The 1,074-nt window shown below is 38.8% G+C and carries 1 protein-coding gene and 1 pseudogene; both read right to left on the bottom strand.

Annotated features, from left to right (window positions below; translation table 11 throughout):
- Positions 1 to 621, bottom strand: a pseudogene (locus M595_RS27840) (prolyl oligopeptidase family serine peptidase); the annotation flags it as partial.
- A 50-nt stretch (positions 622 to 671) separates the two neighbouring features.
- A partial coding sequence (locus tag M595_RS27835) for an SDH family Clp fold serine proteinase (RefSeq protein ID WP_023069894.1) occupies positions 672 to 1,074 on the bottom strand: 403 nt, incomplete at its 5' end.

Raw genomic sequence — 1,074 nt, 5'->3', positions numbered from 1 at the left:
GTAGTTGCTATCTTCAAGTTTAGTGTTTTCATTAGGTTCGTTGTAACGACTGTAGAAAAAGCCTTTGTGGTCGTGTGTCCAAGACGCTCCCGAAAATTTAACCCACTTTAAATGATCGTCGAGATCTTGTTTGGTATTAACATCTCGAACTTTCCACTCTTGCCAGTCTGAACCCGATGTCGAAATCCCATAAGCCATCAAATTTCCATCTTCACTAATAGAAACCCCAGATAAGGCAACGGTACCATCTTCAGATAACGTATTGGGGTCTAGTAAAACCTCGGGCTGATCTTCTAAATCATCTAAAACATACAATACACTTTGATTTTGCAAACCGTCATTTTTATAATAAAAATAGCGATTTCCCTGTTTATAAGGTGTGCTATATTTAGCAAAATCCCAAAGTTTAGTCAGGCGTTGTTTCAGCTTTTCTCGGGCAGGAATTTGTTGAAGATAAGCAAATGTTATCTCATTTTGGGCTTGAATCCAGGCCTTTGTTTCTTCTGAGTTGGGATCTTCGAGCCAACGATAGGGATCAGCAACCTTTTCCCCATGATAATCATCAACGTGATCCCCTTGGCGAGTGGTCGGATAAGTTAAAGAAGGTTTAGAGTCTAACATAATTTCTGTCTTTATATAACAATTTAGGTTGAGTATTGTTCAAAGAAAAATTAGCGTCGATCTGATTTTTTGGTTCGTTCAGGTATCGCCCCAGGTTGATTATAGGGCATCGGAATATATTGTACAGTCGGACGATTTCCTCGCGGCTGAGGATACAAATCCATCAAATCATAAATTGATTTTGGCAATCCCGGTGTTACAGGTAATCCCAATTCTGCTGCTTCTTCTGCCATAATCGGACAATCATGGGTAATACGACCTGTCGTTAAGGTATGAATCACCCCATCAATGCGGCTAGGATCAATTTTTTGTTGTGGAATATTATCTTCAAGCAAAGTTCTTACAAAGTCTTGAACTTGACGAATTGCTTTCCGAGAAATATCCGCCATAATCAAAGTTTGATCATCAATTTCACTAATCGGTTTATCTTCAAGAACTTTTAAGATACTTGCT

This window comes from Lyngbya aestuarii BL J, from assembly GCF_000478195.2.
Classification (GTDB): domain Bacteria; phylum Cyanobacteriota; class Cyanobacteriia; order Cyanobacteriales; family Microcoleaceae; genus Capilliphycus; species Capilliphycus aestuarii.
Note: the sequence above shows the minus strand (reverse complement) of the source record. Positions and strands in the feature narration are given on the sequence as shown.